This is a genomic window from Agromyces lapidis, assembly GCF_009749405.1.
GTDB lineage: Bacteria > Actinomycetota > Actinomycetes > Actinomycetales > Microbacteriaceae > Agromyces > Agromyces lapidis.
In genome coordinates this window covers 434050-448107 of the sequence record NZ_WBIQ01000005.1, presented here as the reverse complement: position 1 = coordinate 448107, position 14058 = coordinate 434050, and the positions used below count along the sequence as shown (strand labels likewise).

Below are 14058 nucleotides of genomic sequence, written 5' to 3'. Positions count from 1 at the left end.
GGTCGGCGTGCTTGGATGGAGGCGACATGAACACGCTCCTCAATATCATCTGGCTGGTGCTCTCGGGCATCTGGCTGTTCCTCGGCTACGTGCTCGCAGGCGTCGTCATGTGCATCCTCATCGTGACGATCCCCTGGGGCATCGCCTCGTTCCGCATCGCCGGGTACGCGCTCTGGCCGTTCGGCCGCACCGTCGTGCAGAAGCCGACCTCGGGCGCCTGGTCGTTCATCGGCAACATCATCTGGGTGATCCTCGCCGGCTGGTGGCTCGCTCTCGAGCATCTCGTCGCCGGCGTGCTGCTCTGCATCACGATCATCGGAATCCCGCTCGGCATCGCGAACTTCAAGCTGGTGCCGGTGTCGCTCGCGCCGCTCGGCAAGGAGATCGTCGACGCCTGACGTCACGCCGCCGCCCGAGTGGCGCGGTCGCGCGGTGCTCGACGCACGGTCGGCGACCGGTCTGCGGGCGCCCCTAGGCTGCTAGGAGCATGAGCACCGAGACGCCCTCGCCCCGCACCGTCGATAGAGACATCCTGCGGCTCGCGGTGCCCGCGCTCGGCGCGCTCATCGCCGAACCGCTCTTCCTGCTCGCCGACACCGCGATGGTCGGGCACCTCGGCGCGACGCCGCTCGCGGGCCTCGGGCTCGCGAGCGCCGTGCTGCAGACGATCATCGGCCTCATGGTGTTCCTCGCTTACGCGACGACCCCGGCGGTCGCCCGGCGGGTCGGCACCGGCGATCTGCGAGGCGCGGTCGCTGCGGGCATCGACGGGCTCTGGCTCGCGCTCGGCATCGGCGTCGTGCTCGCCGTCGCCGGCTGGTTCGCGGCGCCCTGGCTCGTCTCGCTCTTCGGGGCGGCGAACGAGGTCGCCGCCGAGGCATCCGTCTACCTCTCGATCTCGATGGCGGGGCTGCCGGCGATGCTCGTCGTGTTCGCCGCGACGGGCCTGCTGCGCGGCCTGCAGGACACGCGCACGCCGCTCTGGGTGGCGAGCATCGGCTTCGCCGTCAACATCGTGCTGAACTACGTGTTCATCTACGTCGCCGGGTGGGGCATCGCCGGCTCGGCCGTCGGCACCGTCGTCGCCCAGTGGGGCATGGTCGCGGTGTACCTCGTCGTCGTCGCGCGTCATGCTGCGCGCGCCGGGGCGAGCCCGTGGCCGCACCACGCCGGGGTGCTGCGGGGCGCCGCGTCGGGCGGCTGGCTGCTGCTGCGCACCGCGAGCCTGCGCGTCGCGCTGCTGCTCGCGACCTGGGCGGCGACCTCGCTCGGCTCGAACGAGCTGGCGGCGTTCCAGGTCGCGATGACGATCTACTTCACCCTCGGCTTCGCGCTCGACGCCCTCGCGATCGCCGCGCAGGCGCTCATCGGGCGCGGGCTCGGCGTCGGCGACGTCGTCGTCGTGCGGCAGATCCTGCGCCGCTGCGTCGAGTGGGGCGTCGGCGCGGGCGCCGTCCTCGGTGCGATCCTCATCGCGACGGCGTGGGTGCTGCCCGGCCTCTTCACGAGCTCCGCCGAGGTGGCCGCCCTGCTGCCGCCCGCATTCGTCGTGCTCGGCCTCTCGGCACCGCTCGGCGGCCTCGTCTTCGTGCTCGACGGGGTGCTCATCGGCGCGGGCGACGCCCGCTACCTCGCCTGGACGGGTCTCGTGAACCTCGCCGCCTTCGTGCCGCTCGCGCTCGGCGTCGTAGCGATCGCCCCGCCGGGCGCGGCCGGACCCGCCTGGCTCATGGCGGCGTTCGCCATCGGCTACCTCGCGGCGCGCGCGGTGACCCTCGGGCTGCGTGCGCGGGGCGACCGCTGGATGGTCACCGGCGCTCCCGACTGAGCGCCGGCCGCACCTCAGGCCGCGCCGGCTCCGAGCCACTCGCGGGCCGCGGCGACGAGCGCCGTCACCCCGACCTCGAGCGTGGGATCGATCACCGGCGCGAAGTGCGGGGAGTGATTCGAGGGCAGGTCGTCGGGCAGACGCCCGGCGGCGAGCGCCGCGGGGTCGAAGCGAGCCGGGTCGAACCCGCCGAGGAGCCAGTACACGAGCGGTGCGCCGGCCGCGGTCGCGAGCACCCCGACGTCCTCGCTGCCCGAGACGACGCCCGGGTCGAACACGCGCTGCTCTCCGAGCGCCCCGCGAAGGGCGGCGGCGGTGCGCTCGGACGCGGCCGGCTCGTTGACGGTGAGCGGGAAGCGCTCCTCGAACACGAGCTCGGGCTCGCGCGGCGCACCCGAGGCGGTCGCCTCGCCCTTGGCGATGCGCTCGATCGCGGCGACCACCTTCTCGCGCACGGATTCGTCGAAGGTGCGCACGCTGAGGCCGAGCTTCGCCTCCGCCGGGATGATGTTGTTCTTCGTGCCGGCGTGCAGCTGCCCGACCGTCACCACCGCCGCGTCGGTGGCCGCGATCTCGCGGGCCACGATGCCCTGGAGCCGTACCGTGATGGCGGCGGCGAGCAGCACCGGGTCGACGGTCGCCTCGGGCCGGGATCCGTGCCCGCCCGTGCCGTGCACCAGCACCGAGAGCGAGTCGGCCGCGGCCATTGCAGGGCCCGGCCGCAGTCCGACGAAGCCGGCGGGCAGGGGTGCGACGTGCTGGCCGAGCACGACGTCGGGGGCGGGCACGCGGTCGTAGAGCCCGTCGGCTACCATCGCCTCGGCCCCGCCGCCCTGCTCCTCGGCAGGCTGGAAGAGCACGACGAGCGTGCCCGACCAGGCCGCACGGTCGGCGACGAGGCGTTCGGTCGCCCCGAGCAGGCACGTCACGTGCACGTCGTGTCCGCACGCGTGCATCACCGGCACGTCGTTGCCGTCGGGGTCGGTCGATCGTGCCGTGCTCGCGTACGGCAGTCCCGTCGCCTCGAGCACGGGCAGGCCGTCCATGTCGGCGCGCAGCAGCACCGTCGGCCCGGGGCCGTTCGCCAGCACCCCGGTGACACCGGTGCCGCCGATGCCGGTCGTCACCTCGAGCTCGAGCGAGGTCAGGATCTCGGCGACGAGACCGGCGGTGCGGTGCTCCTGGAAGGACAGCTCGGGGTTGGCGTGCAGGTCGCGGTAGACGGCACCGAGGTCGAGAGGCATGCCGTCAGCCTAGGACCGGGGCGCTGGCTTCCGGCGGAACGAGCGGAGTCAGCGCGGCGCCGCGGCCGTCGTGTCGCCGACGTGGAGGGTGCTCGTGAAGCACACCGACTCGGGCACCTCACCCGCGAGCAGCCGTACGACGGCCTCGCCGGCCGCGCGGCCCTTCGCCGCGGAGGGTTGCGCGAGCGTCGTCAGGTCGTGCTGCAGACCGTCGACGCGGATGCCGTCGAACCCGAGCACGCTGAGCTCGGCCGGGACCGCGATGCCGTACTCCTCCGCGGCGAGGATGACGCCCGCCGCGAGCAGGTCGCTCTGCGCGATGATCGCGGTCGGCCTGGCCGCGGGGTCGGCGAGCACGGCGCGCCCCGCCTCGAGCCCCTCCTCGATCGAGCTCGCCCCTGCGACCTGCGCCGGCGCATCGGGGAACACCTCGCGGGCCCCGGCGAGCCGCTCGAGCGTCGTCGCCGCGGTGCCGGCGCGCTCGAGCTCGGGCGTGAGCGCACCGCGCGTGCGCGCAGCGTCGAAGGGCAGGGTCACGAGCGCGACCCGCGAGTGCCCGAGTTCGCGCAGGTACTCGGCTCCGCGTCGGGTCGCCTGGCGGTTGTCGATGGAGATCTCGGGGATGCCGTCGCCGGTCGCGCCCTCGATCGCGACGGCCGGGATGCCCCGCCGCCGCAGTGCGTCGACCGATTCGGCCAGGCGCGGGCTGCACCCGATGAGCACGACCGCATCGACCGGTGCGCTCTCGATGCTCACCGCGTTGTCGCCGGGCTCACCGGTGTCGGTGAGCAGGAGCAGGCCGGCGCCGAGCGGCGCGATGCCCTCGGTGATGCCGTCGAGCATCTGGATCTTCACCGGGTCGAGGAACGCCGCCCGGACGCGCTCTTCGAGCACGACCCCGACGATGCCCGAACGACCGCGCCGCAGCGAGCGGGCGCGCGGGTCGGGTCCGCCGTAGCCGAGTTCGGCGGCGGCGTCGAAGACCCGCTGCTTCGTGGCATCCGACACCGGGCCGGCGCCGCTGAACGCGAGCGAGGCCGTCGACGCCGAGACCCCGGCGTGCGCGGCGACATCGGCGAGCGTCGGGCGGGACTGGGCCGATGCGGGGGCCGGTGCGGGAGCCGGTGCGGGGGGTTCGGGCTGCATGCGCCCGATTCTAGGCCGAATCGATTCGAAGACGCCGGTGCGGTCGGTCGCCGCCTCCGACGGCAGCGCCTCGAAGCCGACCGGCCCCGGGCCTCAGACCGTGGCGGTGACCGCGTCGCGCGCCTCGATGAACGCGGCGACGCAGCGACGGATCTCGTCCTCGGTGTGGGCCGCGGAGAGCTGCACGCGGATGCGGGCGGCGCCCTTCGGGACCACCGGGTACGAGAACGCGGTGACGAAGACGCCCCTGGCCTGCAGCTCGTCGGCGATCCGGGCGGTGAGTGCGGCGTCGCCGAACATGACCGGCACGATCGCGTGCTCGCCGGGCAGCAGCTCGAAGCCCGAGGCATCCATGAGCTCGCGGAACAGCGCCGCGTTCGCGTTCAGGCGCGTGCGCAGCTCGCCCGAGGACGCGAGGAGCGAGAGCGCCTCGATCGTGCCCGCGACGATCGCGGGTGCGAGCGTGTTCGAGAAGAGGTAGGGCCGGGCGCGCTGGCGCAGCAGGTCGACGATCTCCTGGCGGGCGGCGACATAGCCGCCGGATGCCCCGCCGAGCGCCTTGCCGAAGGTGCCGGTCGTGATGTCGACCCGGCCCTCGACGCCGCAGTACTCGGGGGTGCCGCGACCGTTCGCGCCGACGAAGCCGACGGCGTGCGAGTCGTCGACGAAGACGAGCGCGTCGTACCGCTCGGCGAGATCGCAGATCTCCTGCAGCGGCGCGATGTAGCCGTCCATCGAGAAGACGCCGTCGGTCACGATCACGCGGCGGCGGGCGTCGGCGGCTTCGACGAGGCGGGCCTCGAGGTCGGCCATGTCGCGGTTCCGGTACCGGAACCGGCGGGCCTTCGACAGCCGGATGCCGTCGATGATCGACGCGTGGTTGAGCTCGTCGGAGATGATCGCGTCGTCGGCGCCGAGGAGTGTCTCGAAGACGCCGCCGTTCGCGTCGAAGCAGGAGGAGAAGAGGATCGTGTCGTCGTAGCCGAGGAACTCGGACACGCGCCGCTCGAGCTCGAGGTGCAGCTCCTGCGTGCCGCAGATGAATCGCACGCTCGCGAGGCCGTAACCCCACTCGTCCAGCCCGCGGTGCGCCGCCGCGACGATGCGCGGGTCGTTCGCGAGGCCGAGGTAGTTGTTGGCGCAGAAGTTCAGCACCTCGCGTCCGGCGACCTCGATCTCCGAGGACTGCGGTCCGTGGATGCCGCGCTCGCGCTTCGTGAGGCCCGCGGCCTCGATCTCGTCGAGCTCGGCCCGCAGCTGCGCCTTCACGTCTCCGAACATGTTCAGACCTCCGTCCAGTCGAGGATGACCTTGCCCACGCCGCCCGAGGCGGCGACGTCGAACGCCTCGCGCCAGTCGCGCGCCGCGTAGCGGTCGCTGATGATGGATGCCACGCGCCCGCGCAGCTCGGAACTGGTCTGCAGCATCGCGCTCATCGAGTTCCACGTCTCGAACATCTCGCGACCGTAGATGCCCTTCAGCGTCAGCATGTGCGTGACGACCTTGCCCCAGTCGATCGCGTAGGGCTCGCTCGGCAGGCCGAGCATCGCGATGCGGCCGCCGTGGTTCATGTTCTCGATCATCTCCGGCAGCGCCGCAGGCGCCCCGCTCATCTCGAAGCCGACGTCGAAGCCCTCGCGCATCCCGAGGCGGCCCTGCGCCTCGCGCACGCGCTCCTTCGAGACGTCGACGACGTCGTCGGCGCCCATCTGCCTGGCGAGCTCGAGGCGCGCGGGCGAGACGTCCGAGGCGACGATGAAGCGGGCGCCGACATGGCGCGCGACCGCGATCGACATGAGCCCGATCGGGCCGCACCCGGTGACGAGCACGTCTTCTCCCACGACCGAGAACGCGAGCGCCGTGTGCACGGCGTTGCCGAAGGGGTCGAAGATCGCGCCGACCTCGGGGTCGACCGGCGAGTGGTGCACCCACACGTTCTCGCCCGGGATGACGATGTACTCGGCGAACGCACCGTCGCGGTGCAGCCCGACCCCGAGCGTGCGGATGCACATCTGGCGGCGGCCGGCGCGGCAGTTGCGGCACATGCCGCAGACGACGTGGCCCTCGCCCGAGACGCGGTCGCCGACCGCGACGTCGTGCACGAGCGGGCCGACCTCGACGACCTCGCCGTAGAACTCGTGACCCGCGATGAGCGGCGTGGCGATGTTCGACGCGGCCCAGTCGTCCCACTGCTCGATGTGCAGGTCGGTGCCGCAGATGCCGGTGCGGAGCACCCGGATCTTCACCTCTGCGGGGCCGGGCGTGGGCTCGGGCCGCTCGACGAACTCGAAACCGGCGCCGGGCGCGGACTTGTACAGTGCCTTCATCGCAGGGAAACTCCAGTGTTCGGCGCACGAACCGCTGGGTGCGGCGGCTCATGCGAGAGGTCCGGTGGGTGCGCCGGATGACTCAGCCATCGTACCGGCGCGAAGTGGATTGTTTCGGGGCGCCGTCAGCTCGGAACGCCGGCGGACGCCTCGACTTGGCCCGCCTCGAAGTAGGCGACGAGGTCGCCCTCGAGCTGCGGCACCTCGAGGGTGCCGGCCTCGCCGCGCAGCGAATCGGTCGCCCTGATGCCGACCGCGACCGCCTCGCGCGCCGCGACCGGCGAGGTCGACGTGACCCCGCCGTCGCGCACGAAGCGCAGGAACTCGGCCACGAGCAGCGCATCGGCGCCGTCGTGCCCGACGTCCTCGGGCGATTCGGGCACGATGAACGTCTCGTCGGCAGGGGCCGCACCGTGGTGGCGGCGGTTCCAGAGCCCGACCTCGGAGCCCGAGACATCCCCGAAGTTCTCGATGCGGCCCTCGGTGCCGATGACCGTGTAGTTGCGCCAGTAGTCGGGCGTGAAGTGGCACTGCTGGTAGCTCGCGAGCACTCCGTTGCCGAGCCGCATGTTCACCATCGAGATGTCCTCGACGTCGATCACCGGGTTCAGTCCGGTCTGCGCGGTCGGCGGCCAGTTGTCGAGGCTGAACCAGTCGCGCATCCGCTCGCCCGAGCGGTCGCGCCGGTCGTCGATGTCGCCGTAGACGCTGAGCGAGCCCATCGCCTGCACCTCGGTCGTGTAGGCGCCCGCGAGCCAGTGGATGACGTCGAGGTCGTGCGCCCCCTTCTGCAGCAGCAGTCCCGTCGTCTTCGCGCGCTCGGCGTGCCAGTCCTTGAAGTAGTAGTCGCCGCCGTTGCCCACGAAGTGGCGGCACCAGACGGCCTTGACCTCGCCGATCCGCCCCTCGAGGATGAGCCGGCGCATGAGCAGCACCACCGACATGTGGCGCATGTTGTGCCCGACGTAGAGGCGCGTGCCGGTGCGGCGGGCGGTCTCGAGGATCGCGTCCGCGTCCTCGACCGTCACGGCGAGCGGCTTCTCGCAGAAGACGGGCACGCCCGCCTCGAGCGCCGCGATCGCGACGGGGGCGTGCTGGTGATCGGGGGTGAGCACCATGACGGCGTCGATTCCGCTCGCGAGCAGCTCGTCGAGCGAGTCGGTGACGGATGCCTCGGGCAGCGCCGCGCGGGCTTCGGCCCGCGAGCGCTCGGAGAGGTCGCAGACGGCCGTCACGCGCGAACCGCGCCCGGGGCGGTGCGCCTCGTTCACGAGGGTCGAGCGCGCGCCGAAGCCGACGATGCCGATGTTCAGATCCACGGGGTGGTGCTCCTTCAGGTGTTCCCGCACTCGCGGGGTCAAAGCGTGCGCACCGCGCGCGGCGGTGCGTCGAGATCGGTCGAGCCGCCCGGCACGAGCGACCAGGCGAACTCGTGCAGCCGGAACTCGTCATCGGGCTCGAGGGCCCGGGAGACGATGATCTCGGCCTGCCTGCGGTAGAAGTCGGTCGGGCCGACGGTGGTCAGGGTCGGCGCGACCGCCTGGGCGTCGGGGGTGTTGCCGACGCCGATCACGGCGACGTCGTGCGGCACCCGCAGCCCGAGCATGTGCGCCGCGTTGATCGCCGCGATCGCCGCGAAGTCGGTCGTCGCGTAGATCGCGGTGGGCCGGTCGTCGCGCGAGAGCAGCGCCGCCGCCGCGGTGAACGCGCTCGCCTGCGTGTTCGCGTAGGTCGCCGTGTGCTCGGGCACCACCGGCAGCCCGCGCTCGCGCATGCGTTCGAGGTACGGGGTGTACCGCGAGCCCTCGGCCGCGTGCACGGCGTCCTCGGCCACGAGGCATCCGATCGCGGTGTGCCGTTCGAGCAGGTGGTCCATCGCGAGGTAGCAGCCGGGGATCGCGTCGGAGCGGATCACGTCGAAGCCGTTCGGCTCGAGCGTCTCGCTGAAGACCACCAGGCGCTGCCCGCGCTCGGCGAGGGCCTGCACCTTGCGCTCGGCGTCGTCGGTGCCGATCGCCCCGTCGAGGTAGGCGACGTCGCTCTCGACCCGGTCGAGCGCCGCGTACCAGTCGCCGTCGGCGAGGATGAGCGTCGTGAGCCCATGCCGGTTCGCCTCCTCGTTGACGGCGGCGGCGACGGCGAGCGACCACGGGTCGCTCAGCATGTGCAGCGAGAGCTGCACCGTGTCGCTGCGCCCGGTGCGGATCGTGCGGGCGGCGCGGTTGGGACGGTAGTTGAGCTGCTCGGCCGCCTCCAGCACGCGCTTCGCGGTCGGCTCGGCGACCCCCGAGCCGCCGCCGTTGCGGCCCGAGAACACGTACGACACGGTCGCCGTCGAGACGCCCGCGAGCTCGGCGACCATGCGCAGCGTCGGCCGTCGGCGCGCCGCGGCACTGCTGCCGCCACCGCCGTTGCCGACGTGGCCGCCGCCCGTCGCCGATCCGTCCGCGTTCGTCCGCACCATCACGTCACCCCTTCGTTCCCGAGAAGGCGATGCCCTGGATGAACTGCTTCTGCAGGATCATGAACGTGATCAGCATGGGCAGCGTCGCCAGCAGTGCGCCCGCCATCAGCACAGGGTAGTCAGTGCCGTGGAGGCCGACGAGCTGCGACAGGCCCACCGAGAGCGGCATCTTCTCGGGGTCGGTCGTGACGACGAGCGGCCACAGCAGGTCGTTCCACGACCAGAGCACCGTGAAGACGGTGAGCGCCACGATGCCGGGCTTCGCGAGCGGCACCATGACGCGCCAGAAGGTCTGCCACGGGTTCGCGCCGTCGATGCGCGCCGCCTCTTCGAGCTCGGCCGGCATCGACATGAAGAACTGCCGCATGAGGAAGGTGCCGAACGCGCTGAAGATACCCGGCACGATGAGCGCCTGCAGGGTGTTGAGCCAGCCCAGGCTCTGGATGATCTCGTACTGCGGCAGCAGGTAGAGCTGCGAGGGCACCATGAGCACCGAGAGGAACAGCACGAACACCACGTTGCGCCCGCGGAACGGGATGCGCGCGAACGCGTAGCCCGCCATCGTGCAGAGCACGACCTGACCGACGGTGCGGCCGACGGTGAGCAGCACCGAGTTGAGGAACATCTGCCCGAACGGCATCGAGTCGAAGACCTCGGCGAAGTTCGTGAACACCCACGGGTCGGGGATGACGACGGGGGGCACCTGCACCGAGTCCTGGAACGTCTTGAACGCGGTGAGGGTCTGCCAGACGAACGGGAAGACCATCAGGATCGCGCCGCCCGCGAGCAGGAGGTGGACGAGCCAATGACCGCGACCCCGTCGGCCGCGTGCGGCGGATGCCCCGCGCCCGCGTTCGCTCGCGGCATCCGCGCCGGTCATCGCCCGGGTGTCGAGGGAGAGGTCACTCATAGTGCACCCACTTCTTCTGCAGGCGGAACTGCACGACCGTCAGCACCAGGATGATGATGAGCAGGAGGAACGCGATCGCCGCCGCGTAGCCCTTCTCGTTGTCGATGAACCCCGCCTGGTAGAAGAGGTACACGATCGTGCGGGTGTTCGGCATCGCCGGGTTCGACTGGCCGAGCATCATGTAGATGAGGTCGAACACCTGCAGCGCGCCGATGACGCTGATCACGCTGACGAAGAAGATGCTCGGGCTCAGCAGCGGGATGGTGATCGAGAAGAACTTGCGCACGGGGCCGGCGCCGTCGAGGTCGGCGGCCTCCATGACCGTGTCCGGGATTCCCTGGAGCCCCGCGAGGAAGATGACGATGTTCGTGCCGAGGCCCGCCCAGATGCCGACGACGGCGATGGCGACGAGCGCCGTGCTCGGGTCGGTCAGCCAGCTCTTGCCGTCGATACCGAAGACCCCGAGCACCTCGTTGAGCACGCCGTAGTCGCCGTTGTAGATCATGCGCCAGACGAGCGCGATCGCGGCCGGCATGGTGACGACCGGAATGAAGTAGAGCGTGCGGTAGACGCCGCGGCCGCGCAGGCCGGTCGTGTTCAGCAGTGCCGCGATGGCGACCGCGAGCGGGATGCCGACGAGGGCGATGACCGTGTACAGCGCCGTGTTGCGGAGCGCGCCGAGCAGTTCGGGGTCCTGGAAGAGGCGCACGTAGTTGTCGATGCCGACGAACTCCGAGCCGCCGAAGGGGCCCGACTCGGTGAACGACATGAAGAAGGTGCGCACCGTCGGCCAGAGGTAGAAGGCGAGGAGGCCCGCGGCCGTCGGGCCGATGAACAGCAGCGCCCACCACGGCGACTGGCCGGGCCCACGCCCGCGCCGGCGCCCCCGACCGGGGGCGGCGCCGAGCCGCCCCCGGTCGAGTTCGGAGATCGGCGCGCTCGCGCGCTGCGCGATCAGCTCGGTCATGGTGCTACTCCGACTCCGAGTCGAGCGCCGCCTGCATCTCGGTGGCGAGCTGCTGGAGGCCGTCCTTCGGCGAGATCGAGCCCGCCCAGACCTGCGAGAGGATCTCGCTCTCGATCGAGGTCCACGCGGCGGTGTTCTTCGAGACGGGGTAGGCCACGGCGGTGTCGAGCGCGTCGATGTAGACCTGGAGGTCGTACTGCGGCAGCGCGTCGACCCAGGCCTGCTGCTTGCCGTCGAACGCCGGGATGACGGTGCCCGAGTCGGCCATGATGTCGGACGCCGCCTCGCCGCTCGCGAAGGCGGCGAACTCCTTGGCGAGCTCGAGCTGGTCGCTCTTCGCGTTCACGACGTTGGCGAGACCGTGGATGACGCTCTGGTTGCCGTCGGGGCCCGCGGCCAGCGGCGCGACGTTCACCTTGTCGGCGATGTCGGGGTTGTCGGCGTAGGCGCCGGCGGCCCAGGAGCCGTTCTGGAACATGGCGACCTTGCCCGAGAAGAAGAGGTCCTCGGGGTTGGTGTCGGTCATCTGCTGCGCGGTGGGCGAGGAGCCGGCCGCGATGAGGTCGGTCCAGAGCTCGATGCCCGCGAGCGCTTCGGGGCTGCCGTAGCCCGACTCGGTGCCGTCGGGGCTGATGACCTCGCCGCCGGCCTGCGCGATGGAGTTGTAGTAGTTCTCCTGGCCGAACTGCGAGGCGGCGATGCCGAACTGCCCCTTGGCGGGGTCGGTGAGCTTCGCGGCGGTCGCCTTGAGGTCGTCCCAGGTCCAGCCGGCCTCGGGGTAGGCGACGCCCGCGGCGTCGAAGAGCTCCGTGTTGTACCAGAGCCCGACGGTGTCGAAGTCCTTCGGGGCGCCGAAGAGCGCGCCGTCGAAGGTGTAGAGGTCGACGAGCCCCTGCGGGTAGTCGGCCGGGTCGATGCCCTGGTCGTCGAGCGGGGCGAGCACGCCGTTCGAGGCGTAGAGCTGGAAGTTCGGGCCGTTCATCCAGAAGACATCGGGTGCCGAGCCGCCCGAGACCGAGGTCTGCAGCTTCGTGAAGTACTCCTTGTACGGCGTGGTGACGAGCTTGACGGTGACCTCGGGGTGCTCCTCCGTGAAGGCGGCGGCGATCTCCTTCATCGCGGCCTCCTGTTTCTGGTCCCAGACGCCGTACTCGAGCGTGACGGCCTCGCCGTCGCCCGCGGCCGAACCTGAGTCGCTGCAGGCGCTGAGCGCGAGTGCGGCCGTGGCGGCCAGGGCCACCGCGGCGGCCCCGCGACGGGTGATTGCACTTCGAAGCATCCGATCCTCCTTTGGATCTGTCTCTTGGTGAGGGATGGCGGTGCTGCGCCCGCCGAATGTTAATCGTTTAGCTAAACGATTAACACGTGACTGTAGCGGCGGACGCCGAACGACGCAAGCGTCAGCTCGGAACCGCGGACGATCGGTCCATCTCGGCGCGCCATCGCCGACGCGCCGCGGTGAGTTCGGCGACGACCTCGGGGTGCTCGGCCCGCACGTCGCGCTCCTCCGAGGGGTCCGCGACGAGATCGACGAGGCGGAGGCCGTCGCCCGGCTCGGTGTGCTCGACCCGCCGGATCTCCTCGGCGTGCGGCGAGCCGGGCTCGACCCAGCCGAGCTTCCACCGACCCTGCCGCACCGACCACTGCCAGCGGCAGTCCCAGTGCAGCTCGTCGCGAACCGGGCCGTCGTCGCCGCGGAGGAAGCCCAGGAGATCGTGCCCGTCGAGCCCGTCGACGTCGCCGCCCGCCGCGGCGAGCGCGGTCGCCGCGATGTCCATCGAGCTCACGAGCCCGTCGCGCACGACGCCGCCGGGCAGGGCCGCCGGCCAGCGCACGAGGAACGGCACGCGGACCCCGCCCTCGTAGAGCGTGTACTTCGAACCGCGGAGCGGGGTGTTCACCCCGAAGTTGCACCGGGAGCCGCCGTTGTCGGTCGTGTAGACGACGATCGTGTCGTCGCCGACGCCCAGCTCATCGAGCAGTTCGAGCAGGCGGCCGACCTGGCGGTCCATCAGCTCGAGCTGGGCCAGGTAGTAGGCCCGTCCGTTCGGCAGGTTCGGGCTGATCGCGCCGTCGTACCAGTCGAGGTACTCGGATGCCCCGGGGTACCAGTCCTCGAGCTTCGGCAGCCCGCGCGCCTCGAGCTCGTCGTCTGGCAGCTGCCAGCAGAAGTTGTGCACCGCGTTGAAGGCGACCATCGCGAAGAACGGCCGCTCGTCGACGGCGGCGATGAAGGCGGCGGCGCGGTCGGCGATCTCGTCGGTGAGGAACCGCTCGACCTCGACCGGCTCCCCGCCCGCCGACATGGGCTGCACCGCCATGGCCTTCGCCGCCCCGCCGTACTCGGCGACGGCCGCGCCCGAGTGACGCAGGTAGTTGAGGCGCCCCATCGACTGACCGGCGAGCCCGTAGAAGCTGTCGTCGAAGCCGTGCTGCGGCGGTGCACCGCGATCACCCTCGCGCTCGGCGCCGTAGTGCACCTTGCCGTAGTACCCGGTGCTGTACCCGACGTCGCGGAGCCGTTCGGCGAGCGAGGGGTGCTCGGGGCCCGCCATCGACGAGTCGTCGAACCAGTGCGCGCCCCAGCGTTGCTGGTAGGCGCCGGCGATGAGGCCGGCGCGCGAGGGCGAGCAGACGGGTGCGGTGACGTAGGCCTCGTCGCAGCCGACCCCCTCGGCGGCGAGGCGGTCGAGCGCCGGGGTGCGCACCTCGGGGTCGAGGCCGAGCGCCGAGCGGTCGGCGTAGCCGTGATCGTCGGAGACGATCAGGAGGATGTTCGGGCGCGGTCGGGCCGCTCCCCCGGAGTTCGCGTCATCACGCTCTTCGCCGCTGAGCAGGGCCGGCATCGCACTCCCCTTCGAGTTGTTAATCGATTAGCAGCACCCTAGTCCGGCGCATCGCCCCGCGACAAGGTCGCCGTCGCGCGCCTCCGGACCAGCGCCGGCGGCGCGCGCCTGCCGCCTCGCCTCCGCAGGCCCCCGGGGGACATCCGCAGCCCGTGCGAATCGCCACGATGGCCGTGATTCCTCGGGGGGCGGGCGGTTCCGGCGCGCGCTGAGCGCAGGGTCACTCCCTCGATCGGGGGACAAATTTGTGTTCAATATGTAGCGCGTGATGTGTAATACATGACAGTATGTCCGCGGCGCTCGACGATGACGCGCCGTCTCCGGCT

At 71.4% G+C, this 14058-nt stretch carries 12 protein-coding genes; 2 read left to right on the top strand and 10 right to left on the bottom strand.

The features are described from left to right. Positions 1 to 26 precede the first annotated feature (26 nt). Together GQQ93_RS09050 and GQQ93_RS09045 are read left to right on the top strand one after the other, a co-directional pair. Positions 27 to 398: a YccF domain-containing protein gene (locus GQQ93_RS09050; RefSeq protein ID WP_157423886.1), complete on the top strand. Its 372-nt coding sequence runs from the start codon at positions 27 to 29 to the stop codon at positions 396 to 398. Between the two features lie 89 nt (positions 399 to 487). Then, a complete protein-coding gene (locus GQQ93_RS09045; RefSeq protein ID WP_157423885.1) occupies positions 488 to 1828 on the top strand; it encodes an MATE family efflux transporter in 1341 nt (446 codons plus the stop codon). A gap of 14 nt (positions 1829 to 1842) precedes the next feature. On the opposite strand, the gene GQQ93_RS09040 is transcribed toward GQQ93_RS09045, so the two are convergent. The 10 genes from GQQ93_RS09040 to GQQ93_RS08995 all read right to left on the bottom strand — a co-directional run bounded on the left by GQQ93_RS09040 (position 1843) and on the right by GQQ93_RS08995 (position 13732). After that, positions 1843 to 3072 (bottom strand): amidohydrolase, encoded by a 1230-nt coding sequence (locus GQQ93_RS09040; protein WP_157423884.1) that lies wholly within the window; start codon positions 3070 to 3072, stop codon positions 1843 to 1845. 48 nt (positions 3073 to 3120) lie between these two features. Next, positions 3121 to 4218 carry a LacI family DNA-binding transcriptional regulator gene (locus tag GQQ93_RS09035; RefSeq protein WP_157423883.1) on the bottom strand — a complete coding sequence of 366 codons (1098 nt, stop codon included), beginning with the start codon at positions 4216 to 4218 and terminating at the stop codon, positions 3121 to 3123. A 93-nt stretch (positions 4219 to 4311) separates the two neighbouring features. Further along, positions 4312 to 5499 carry a glycine C-acetyltransferase gene (locus tag GQQ93_RS09030; protein WP_157423882.1) on the bottom strand — a complete coding sequence of 396 codons (1188 nt, stop codon included), beginning with the start codon at positions 5497 to 5499 and terminating at the stop codon, positions 4312 to 4314. Between the two features lie 2 nt (positions 5500 to 5501). Continuing rightward, a complete protein-coding gene (gene tdh / locus GQQ93_RS09025) occupies positions 5502 to 6545 on the bottom strand; it encodes an L-threonine 3-dehydrogenase (RefSeq protein WP_157423881.1) in 1044 nt (347 codons plus the stop codon). A 125-nt stretch (positions 6546 to 6670) separates the two neighbouring features. Further along, a complete protein-coding gene (locus tag GQQ93_RS09020) occupies positions 6671 to 7864 on the bottom strand; it encodes a Gfo/Idh/MocA family protein (protein WP_157423880.1) in 1194 nt (397 codons plus the stop codon). Between the two features lie 38 nt (positions 7865 to 7902). After that, on the bottom strand, positions 7903 to 9009 hold the full coding sequence (locus GQQ93_RS09015) for a LacI family DNA-binding transcriptional regulator (protein ID WP_157423879.1): 1107 nt from the start codon (positions 9007 to 9009) through the stop codon (positions 7903 to 7905). Between the two features lie 4 nt (positions 9010 to 9013). Beyond that, positions 9014 to 9919 carry a carbohydrate ABC transporter permease gene (locus GQQ93_RS09010; RefSeq protein WP_157423878.1) on the bottom strand — a complete coding sequence of 302 codons (906 nt, stop codon included), beginning with the start codon at positions 9917 to 9919 and terminating at the stop codon, positions 9014 to 9016. Beyond that, the gene (locus GQQ93_RS09005) at positions 9912 to 10886 is read right to left on the bottom strand and encodes a carbohydrate ABC transporter permease (RefSeq protein ID WP_157423877.1); all 975 of its coding nucleotides are present in this window, start codon (positions 10884 to 10886) and stop codon (positions 9912 to 9914) included. Before GQQ93_RS09005 ends, GQQ93_RS09010 begins: the two co-directional genes overlap by 8 nt. A 4-nt stretch (positions 10887 to 10890) precedes the next feature. After that, positions 10891 to 12165, bottom strand: a complete 1275-nt coding sequence (locus tag GQQ93_RS09000) for an ABC transporter substrate-binding protein (RefSeq protein ID WP_157423876.1) — start codon at positions 12163 to 12165, stop codon at positions 10891 to 10893. Between the two features lie 121 nt (positions 12166 to 12286). Beyond that, the gene (locus GQQ93_RS08995; protein ID WP_157423875.1) at positions 12287 to 13732 is read right to left on the bottom strand and encodes a sulfatase family protein; all 1446 of its coding nucleotides are present in this window, start codon (positions 13730 to 13732) and stop codon (positions 12287 to 12289) included. Between the last annotated feature and the right edge of the window lie 326 nt (positions 13733 to 14058).

Bases quoted from the DNA above. Each gene is read 5' to 3' on its own strand.
- GQQ93_RS09030 (WP_157423882.1), bottom strand. From the start codon at position 5,499: ATGTTCGGAGACGTGAAGGCGCAGCTGCGGGCCGAGCTCGACGAGATC.
- GQQ93_RS09050 (WP_157423886.1), top strand. From the start codon at position 27: ATGAACACGCTCCTCAATATCATCTGGCTGGTGCTCTCGGGCATCTGG.
- tdh (WP_157423881.1), bottom strand. From the start codon at position 6,545: ATGAAGGCACTGTACAAGTCCGCGCCCGGCGCCGGTTTCGAGTTCGTC.
- GQQ93_RS09005 (WP_157423877.1), bottom strand. From the start codon at position 10,886: ATGACCGAGCTGATCGCGCAGCGCGCGAGCGCGCCGATCTCCGAACTC.
- GQQ93_RS08995 (WP_157423875.1), bottom strand. From the start codon at position 13,732: ATGCCGGCCCTGCTCAGCGGCGAAGAGCGTGATGACGCGAACTCCGGG.
- GQQ93_RS09045 (WP_157423885.1), top strand. From the start codon at position 488: ATGAGCACCGAGACGCCCTCGCCCCGCACCGTCGATAGAGACATCCTG.
- GQQ93_RS09040 (WP_157423884.1), bottom strand. From the start codon at position 3,072: ATGCCTCTCGACCTCGGTGCCGTCTACCGCGACCTGCACGCCAACCCC.
- GQQ93_RS09010 (WP_157423878.1), bottom strand. From the start codon at position 9,919: ATGAGTGACCTCTCCCTCGACACCCGGGCGATGACCGGCGCGGATGCC.
- GQQ93_RS09015 (WP_157423879.1), bottom strand. From the start codon at position 9,009: ATGGTGCGGACGAACGCGGACGGATCGGCGACGGGCGGCGGCCACGTC.
- GQQ93_RS09035 (WP_157423883.1), bottom strand. From the start codon at position 4,218: ATGCAGCCCGAACCCCCCGCACCGGCTCCCGCACCGGCCCCCGCATCG.
- GQQ93_RS09000 (WP_157423876.1), bottom strand. From the start codon at position 12,165: ATGCTTCGAAGTGCAATCACCCGTCGCGGGGCCGCCGCGGTGGCCCTG.